Source organism: Amycolatopsis sp. (assembly GCF_036008905.1).
In the GTDB taxonomy this organism is placed as follows: Bacteria; Actinomycetota; Actinomycetes; order Mycobacteriales; family Pseudonocardiaceae; genus Amycolatopsis.
In genome coordinates, this window is record NZ_DASYMU010000177.1 from 1 (window position 1) to 8,815 (window position 8,815).

Below are 8,815 nucleotides of genomic sequence, written 5' to 3' on the forward strand. Positions count from 1 at the left end.
GGCCGCGATCGCCTGCCGGGTGAGCACGACGAGGTGTGAGTCGTCGAACTTGCTGTCACGCAAGAACTGCTGGATGGACGTCAGGGCGTCGCGGACCGATCTGTGTGCGGCCGCGGCGAGATCGCCGGTTGCCGAAGTGACTGGCAGCAGCACGATGTCCGCCGCGTCGAGCTCGTCGAAGTCGGCGACTCCGACGACCGGGACACCGGAACGCTCCACAGTGGACACCATGGGCTCGCTGCCGATCACGGCCCAGCGCTCGTTCGCCGTCCGGTCTTCGCCGGTGAGCGCGGGGACCCAGCCGATCTGGAACAGCGAATCGCGATGGGAAAGCTCGACGGGCGCGAACTGGTCGGCGGAGATCGTCCCGCGCCGCACCGAAGCGGCCGTAAGCACTGGCGCGCCCGCGAGATCCGTGGCGGTGACGGAACATCCGCCGAAGCCGTCCGGGGAGAACCCGATGCGCAGGGCGGTCGCGCCGGTGGCGTGCACCGCGACGTCGTGCCAGACCGACGGCAGGCCCGGGCCGTCACTCGCGGTCAGCGCGAGGGTGGCGGTGACCGCGGTCTGCAAGAGCGCCGGGTGCACAGCAAATCGAGCCCCGCGCTGGTCTTCGGGAAGCACAGTCTCAACGAACACGTCTTCCGCGCGGCGCCAGACGGCGACGACGTTGTGGAACATCGGGCCGGGATCGTGCCCGGCGGCCAGGAAACCGCCGAGGAACTCGTCGACGTCGAGCGGCTGTGCGCCTTCGGGCGGCCAGACCGCGGAATCTGTCGGTGTGAAACCGGACGCGACCGACAGCGTCGCCGTGGCGTGGCAGGTCCACGGCCGCTCGCCCGTTCCCTCGGCGCGGGAGTAGACCGCGACCGCACGACGGCCGGAGTCCTCGGCGGGAGGCGCCTCGACGATCACCTGTACCTGCACCGATTCCCGCTCGCCGAGGACCAGCGGCCGGTGCACGGTCAGTTCGTCGATGACCGTGCGGCCGACCTCGTCGCCCGCGCGGATCGCCCATTCGACGAACGCGGTGTCCGGCACGACCACCGAGCCGAGGATCATGTGGTCCCCAAGCCACGAGTGCGACTTGAGCCCGATCTTGCCGGTGAGCACCACGCCGTCGCCGTCGGCGCGGCCGAGGGCGGCGCCGAGCATCGGGTGATCGGCCAGCTCCAGGCCGAGGTCCGCCGGGTTCGCGGACTCCTCGTGGACGTCGAGCCAGTGCCGCTCGCGCTGGAACGCGTAGGTCGGCAGCTCCACGCGGCGGCCACCGGCGACGAGCTCGCGCCAGTCGACGCTCACGCCGTTGACGTATGCCTGGGCCAACGCGGTGAGCAGCCGGGCGCGGCCACCGTCGTCGCGCCGCAGCGAGCCGAGCACCACGGCTTCGGCGGCTCCGGCGGAGTCGACGGTGTCCTGCAAGCCGGTGGCGAGCACCGGGTGCGGGCTCGCCTCGATGAACACGTCGTGCCCGTGGCGGAGCAGCGCGCGCACCGCCACTTCCAGCTGGACGGTGCTGCGCAGGTTGGTGAACCAGTAGGTCGCGTCCAGCTCGGCGGTGTCGATCCAGTCGCCGGTCACGGTGGAGAAGAACGGGATCTCTGAACTTTGCGGCTTGATCGGCGCGAGCGTCGAGGCGAGTTCGTCGCGCAGCGCGTCGACCTGCGCCGAGTGAGACGCGTAGTCCACAGCGATCTTCTTGGCTCGAACGCCTTCCGCTTCGTAAGAGGCGATCAGCTCGTCGAGCGCGTCGGGGTCGCCGGAAACGACCACTGTGGACGGCCCGTTGACCGCGGCGACGGAAACCCTGCCGTCCCAGCGCTCCAGCCGGTTCAGCACGTCTTCGTGGTTCGCGGCGACCGAGACCATGCCGCCGTGGCCGGACAGCGTCCGCGCGATGGCCTGGCTGCGGACGGCGACGATCCGGGCGCCGTCGGAAAGGGACAGTCCACCCGCGACACAGGCGGCCGCGATCTCGCCCTGTGAGTGGCCGATGACCGCGGCGGGCTCGACACCGTGGCCACGCCACACTGCGGCGAGCGACACCATCATCGCCCACAGCGCGGGCTGGGCGACATCGACGCGGGCGAGGTCGGCGGAGTCTTCGTCACCGCGCAGGACCGCGGTCAACGACCAGTCGACGAAGGGGCGCAACGCTTCTTCGCATTCGGCGACCCGCTCCGCGAACGCCGGGGAGGTCTCGAGCAGCTCCGCGCCCATGCCGATCCACTGGGAACCCTGGCCGGGGAAGACCAGGACCGCGCCCCGGGGGCGGGAGGTGCCGCCGGAGGTCAGCCCGGTGGCCGGTTCGCCGTCGGCGATGGCTCGCAGTCCGGCGAGCAGTTCTGGGCCGGTGCCGACGACGACCGCGCGACGTTCGAGCGAGGCTCGGGTGGTGGCCAGGGAAAACGCGGTGTCGGCGGGTGCCTGCGATGTTTCCGCCAGATGGGCCAGCAGGTTGCGGGCCTGGGCGCGCAAGCCACGTTCGGTACGGCCGGACACCAGCCACGGCAAGGTCGTCTCCGCGGCGGGGCGCTCCGCGGGCGCGGCGACCGCCGGGGCCTGCTCGAGGATGGCGTGGGCGTTGGTACCGCTGATACCGAACGACGAGACCCCGGCGCGGCGCGGACGACCGGTCTCCGGCCAGGGCATGCGCTCGGCCGTCACGGCCACTCCCCCGCCGGACCAGTCCACATGCGACGTCGGCGCGTCGACGTGCAGAGTGGGCGCCAGCACGCCGTGCCGGATCGCCATGACCATCTTGATCACCCCCGCGGCCCCGGCCGCGCCCTGGGTGTGCGCGAGGTTCGACTTGATCGAACCGATCCACAGTGGACGCTCGGCGTTGCGGCCGGGACCATAGGCGGCGAGCAAAGCCTGCGCTTCGATCGGGTCACCGAGCGTGGTGCCGGTGCCGTGGCCCTCGACGGCGTCGATGTCGGCCGGGTTGAGCCCGGCGTTGGCGAGCGCGGCCTTGATGACCCGCTGTTGCGAAAGGCCGTTGGGCGCGGTCAGCCCGTTCGACGCACCGTCGGAGTTGATCGCGCTGCCGCGGATCACGGCGAGTACCTCGTGGCCGTTGCGCTGTGCGTCGGAAAGCCGTTCCACGACCAGGATCGCCGCACCTTCCCCCCAGCCGGTGCCGTCGGCGGCCTCGGCGAACGACTTGCACCGGCCGTCCGGGGCGAGCCCGCCCTGCCGGGTGAACTCGGCGAAGGGGGCCGGGGTCGTCATGACCGTCACCCCGCCGGCCAGTGCCAGCGAGCACTCGCCGTTGCGCAGCGCCTGCGCCGCCGACTGCAGGGTGACCAGCGACGACGAACAACCCGTGTCCAGAGTGACCGACGGGCCTTCGAGGTTGAGCGAGTAGGAGATCCGGCCGGAGAGGACACTCGCGAGGATCCCGGTGGCGGCGTGGGCGTCCGCGTCGGCACCCGCCTTCGTCACGAGCTCGGCGTAGTCCTGCCCGGTGGTGCCGACGAACACGCCGGTCCGGCTGCCGCGCAGGCTCAGTGGGTCGATTCCGGCGTGCTCAAGGGATTCCCACGCCGTCTCCAGCAGGACGCGCTGCTGCGGGTCCATCGCCGCGGCCTCGCGCGGGGAGATGCCGAAGAACCCGGCGTCGAAGTCCGCGACGCGGTCGAGGAACCCACCCTCCAGCGACTCGCTGCGGCCGCGGCCCTCGCCTCGGAGATCGTCGAAGTCCCAGCCGCGGTCCTCGGGGAAGCCGCCGAGCGCGTCGCGGCCCTCTTCGACGAGTCGCCACAGAGCCTCGGGCGAGGTGATCCCGCCCGGGAAGCGGCAGCCGATGCCCACGATGGCGATCGGCTCCACGGTGGCGGCGACCAGCTGCTCGTTCTGCCGGCGGAGACGTTCGACCTCTTTGAGGGACTTCCGCAGTGCCTCGACGTATTGCTCGGATGAGTTCGTCATCAGATCACTCCAGCGTCAGTTCGTGCTTTCGGTGGCCAGCCGCAGCAGGCTCTCGGCGTCCATGTCGTCGATCGAGTCCGTGGCACCGGCCACCGGTCCGTCCACTTCGGACTCCCGCCGGTCGGCGAGCTGCAGCAGCATGTCCAGCAGTCCGGCCTTGTGGAGCCGGCTGAGCGGGATGGCGGCGAGGACGCGCCGCACCTCGGCTTCCTCGTCGTCGGCCGGTTCCTCGCCGCCGGGCAGGAGTTCGGAGAGCAGGTGCCGGGCGAGGGTGTCCGGTGTCGGGTAGTCGAAGACCAGCGCGCCGGGCAGGGCCAGGCCGGTCAACGTGGTGAGCCGGTTGCGCAGGTCCACCGCGACGATGGAGTTCAGCCCGAGATCGCGGAAGGCGAGGTCGACGGGGACGGCTTCGGCTGTCTCGTGCCCGAGGGCGGCCGCCACCTCCGCGCGGACCACTTCGAGCAGCGCGCGACCGCGTTCGGCGACCGGCAGGCCGAGCAGGCGCCGCTTGAGGACCGACTCCTCCACCTCGGCACCGGCCGGGGCCGTAAGGACCGCGCGGACTTCGGGAAGCGCGGAGAGCAGCGGGCTCGGGCGCAGCGCGGTGAACGTCGGCGCGAACCGTTCCCAGTCCATCGCGGCGACGGTCAGGGTGGTTTCCTCGTCGTCGAGCGCGCGGCGCAGCGCGGAGGTCGCCAGCTCCGGGTCCATCGCGCCGACCCCGGCGAGCACGAGCTGCTCGCGGTCGGCGGAGTCGGCGGCCATGCCGGTTTCCGCCCAGAAGCCCCAGGACACCGAGGTCGCGGGCAGTCCTTCGCGGACGCGCTGTTCGGCCAGCGCGTCGAGGTAGGCGTTGGCGGCCGCGTACCCCGGCTGCCCGCCGCCACCCCAGATCGCGGCACCGGAGGAGAACAGGACGAACGCGTCGAGGTCGAGGTCGCGGGTGAGCTCGTGCAGGTACTGCGCGCCGGACAGCTTCGACCGGAGAACCGTCGCGAGCCCGTCCAGCGTCAGCGCGTCGACCACGTCGTCATCCGGCACGCCCGCAGCGTGAAAGACCGCGGTGAGGGGGAATTCGGCCGGGATCCGGGTCAGCAGTCCCGCGAGCGCGTCGCGATCACCGACGTCACAGGCCTCGATGGTGACCTGGGCCCCGGTGGCCTCCAGCTCGGCACGCAGTTCGCCGACGCCGGGTGCCGCTTCGCCGCGGCGACCGGCGAGGACGACGTGGTCCGCGCCGTTGTCGGCGATCCACCGGGCCATCCGCGCCCCGAGGCCGCCCGTGCCGCCGGTGATCAGCACGGTCCCGTGCGAACGCCTTGTGGTGCCACGGGGTTCTCCGGAAACCGGTGCGTGCACCAGTCTGCGGCCGAACAGGCCCGAGGGGCGCACGGCCACCTGGTCTTCGTCGTCCAGTCCGGCCAGCACTGCGATGAACCGGGCCGACGCCCGCTCGTCGAAGTCCTCAGGCAGATCGACCAGACCGCCCCAGCGCGACGGGTGTTCCAGCGCGACCACACGGCCGAAGCCCCAGAGCGCGGCTTGGACCGGGCGGACGATCCCGTCGGCGGCGCCGATGGTGACCGCGCCGCAGGTCGCGCACCACAGCGGTGCGTCGAGGTCGCCCAATGCCTGCACCAGGCTGACGGTGTCCGCCAGGCCACGCGGGACACCGGCTTCTAGGGGCTCTTCGTCGATCCCCAGCAGGGACACGATCCCGGCCGGGGTGACGCCGTCGAGCGCGGATTCCACTTGCCGGGCAACGTGTTCACGGTCGCCGGAGGTGACAGCCAGGCGCAGGACCGAAGCTCCGGCGACGGTCAGCGCGAGGGCGACGTCGTCCACGAGCGGCGCGTCGGTCTCGGGCACGGCCAGCAGCCAGGTTCCGCTCAGCTGGGCACCAGCGGGGTCGGCCAGCGGGGTCCACTGGACGCGGTAGCGCCAGCCGTCGACGGTCGAGCGCTGCCGGGTCCGTGCGTGCCAGGCTGACATGGCCGGGAGCACAGCTTCGAGTGAGGCGTACTCGTCGTCGAGGGACAGTTCTCCTGCCAGCGACTTCACGTCACCGTTCGAGACGAGGCTCCAGAACTCCGAGTCCAGCGCGGTGCCGGTGGCGGCTGGGCCCTGCTCGGGCCAGAAGTGGCGGCGCTGGAAGGCGTAAGTGGGGAGACCGACCGTGCGCGGGTCGCCACCGGAGAAGACGTTCTTCCAGTTGACGGCCACGCCGTGGGTGTAGGCCTCGGCAAGGGAAGTAAGAAAACGCTTGGTGCCGCCTTCGTCGCGGCGCAGCGAACCGAGCACCGCGCCCGGGTCGCCGCCCTCGGACTCGACGGTCTCCTGGACGCCGCCCAGCAACACGGGATGCGGGCTCGCTTCGATGAACACGCTGTGCCCGTCGGCTACCAGCGCCCGGGTCGTCTGTTCCAGTTGGACGGTCCGGCGCAGATTTGTGTACCAGTACTCGGCGCCGAGCGTGGTGGCGTCGAGCTTCGAGCCGGTCACCGTGGAGTAGAACGGCACCTTCGCGGCCTGCGGCTTGACCGGGGCGAGGATTCGCAGCAGTTCTTCGCGGACGGTCTCGACCTGCGGGCCGTGCGAGGCGTAGTCCACGGTGATCCGGCGGGCCCGGACCTCCTGTCGCGCGCACTCCTCCATCAGGGCGTCGAGTGCCGCGGGGGTGCCGGAGACCGCGACCGACGAAGGTCCGTTCACGGCGGCCAGGGAGACGTCTTCGCCCCACGGCGCCAGCAGTTGGGTGACGCGCTGCGCCGAGGCGGCGATCGAGACCATGCCGCCGAGGCCGGACAGGCTCAGCAAAGCCTTGCTGCGCAACGCGACCACGCGAGCGGCGTCGTCGAGCGAGAGCGCACCGGCCACGTGGGCGGCGGCGATCTCGCCCTGCGAATGTCCCATCACGGCGGCGGGTTCGATGCCGTAGGAGCGCCAGAGCTTGGCCAGCCCGACCATGATCGTGAAGAGCGCGGGCTGCACGACGTCGACCCGCTCGAGGATCGCGGGATCGCCGACACCGGCGACGACGTCGTACACCGGCCAGTCCACAAAGGGCGCCAGTGCGTCGGCGGAAGCTTGGACGCTCTCGCGGAAAACCGGCGAAGTGGCGCAGAGTTCGCGGCCCATCCCCCACCACTGCGAACCCTGGCCGGGGAACACGAAGACCGGGTCGCCTTCGCCATCGGCGACACCCTGCACGACGGCCGACGAAGGGCCGTCGACGGCGAGTGCGGCCAGGCCGTCGAGGAAGTCTTGCCGGGTCTCGCCAAGGACGGCCGCACGGTACATGAGCGGGGATCGGGTGGTGGCGAGCGACCAGCCGACGTCGATCGACTCCAGGTCTTCGGAGTCCACAAAGGACTTGAGTCGGGCGGCTTGGTCGCGCAAGCCCGGTTCGGACGCCGCTGAAAGCACCCAGGTCAGGACGCCGTCGGTCTTGGCGCGCGGCGCCGGGTCGGCCGCGACCGGAGCTTGCTCGACGATCACGTGCGCGTTGGTGCCGCTGATCCCGAACGACGAAACCCCGGCGCGGCGCGGGCGATCCACCTCTGGCCAAGGGATCTGCTCGGCGAGCAGCTCAACCGCGCCTTCGGTCCAGTCCACTTGGGACGACGGCGTGCCGAGGTGGAGAGTCTTCGGGACCACTCCGGCGCGCATCGCGAGCACCATCTTGATGACGCCCGCCACCCCGGCGGCGGCCTGGCTGTGGCCGAGGTTCGACTTCAGCGAACCCAGCAGCAGCGGCCGTTCCCGGCCCTGGCCGTAGGTCGCGAGCAGTGCCTGCGCTTCGATCGGGTCACCCAGTTTGGTTCCGGTGCCGTGTGCCTCGACGACGTCTACGTCCGGAGTGGACAGACCGGCGTCGGCCAGCGCCGCGCGGATCACGCGCTGCTGTGACGGGCCGTTCGGGGCGGTGAGGCCGTTCGACGCGCCATCGGAGTTGACCGCGCTGCCACGCACCACCGCGAGCACCTCGTGCCCGTTGCGGCGCGCGTCGGAAAGTTTCTCCAGCACCAGCATCCCGACGCCCTCGGACCAGCCGACCCCGTCGGCGTCGTCGGAGAACGACTTGCATCGGCCGTCTTCGGAAAGCCCGCCCTGCCGGGAGAATTCGATGAACACCTCGGGCGTCGACATCACCGCGACACCGCCCGCGAGCGCCATCGAGCACTCACCGTTGCGCAGCGCCTGCGCGGCGAGGTGAAGCGTCACCAGCGAGGACGAGCACGCGGTGTCCACCGAAACGACCGGACCCTCAAGTCCGAGCGTGTAGGCCACTCGCCCGGAGGCGACACTCGGCGCACAGCCGGTGTCGCGGAAACCTTCGAACTCCGCGCCCGCCAACGCAGCCGAATAGTCGCTGTACATGACCCCGGCGAACACCCCGGTCCGGCTGCCCCGCAGGGAAACCGGGTCGATCCCGGCGCGCTCGATCGCCTCCCACGAGACCTCGAGCAGCAGGCGCTGCTGCGGATCGGTGGCGAGTGCCTCGCGCGGTGAGATGCCGAAGAACTCCGGGTCGAACTCGCCCGCGTTGTGCAGGAAACCGCCGGATCGCGTGTACGACGTCCCGGCGTGTTCGCGGTCCGGGTGGTAGAGGCCTTCGAGATCCCAGCCGCGATCGGCCGGGAAGGTGCCGATGGCGTCGACCCCGCCGGCGGCGATCTCCCAGAGGTCCTCCGGCGACGAGATCCCGCCCGCGTACCGGCAGCTCATCCCGACGATGGCGATCGGTTCGTGCCGCTGGGACTCGAGTTCCTGGATCCGCTCCTTCGCGCCGCGAAGATCAGCGGTCACGCGTCGGAGGTACTCGACGATCTTGTCCTGCTGGTCTTCCTGCACTGGCCTGTCCTTCTCGTCGGGGATTGTC

Annotated in this window: 1 protein-coding gene and 1 pseudogene; both read right to left on the reverse strand. The window is 71.1% G+C overall.

The genetic code is table 11. From position 1 onward, the window contains the following. A pseudogene (locus VGP60_RS30030) lies at positions 1 to 3,918 on the reverse strand (type I polyketide synthase); the annotation flags it as partial. A 30-nt stretch (positions 3,919 to 3,948) separates the two neighbouring features. Further along, positions 3,949 to 8,811 carry a type I polyketide synthase gene (locus VGP60_RS30035; RefSeq protein WP_414640424.1) on the reverse strand — a complete coding sequence of 1,621 codons (4,863 nt, stop codon included), beginning with the start codon at positions 8,809 to 8,811 and terminating at the stop codon, positions 3,949 to 3,951. Positions 8,812 to 8,815 lie beyond the last annotated feature (4 nt).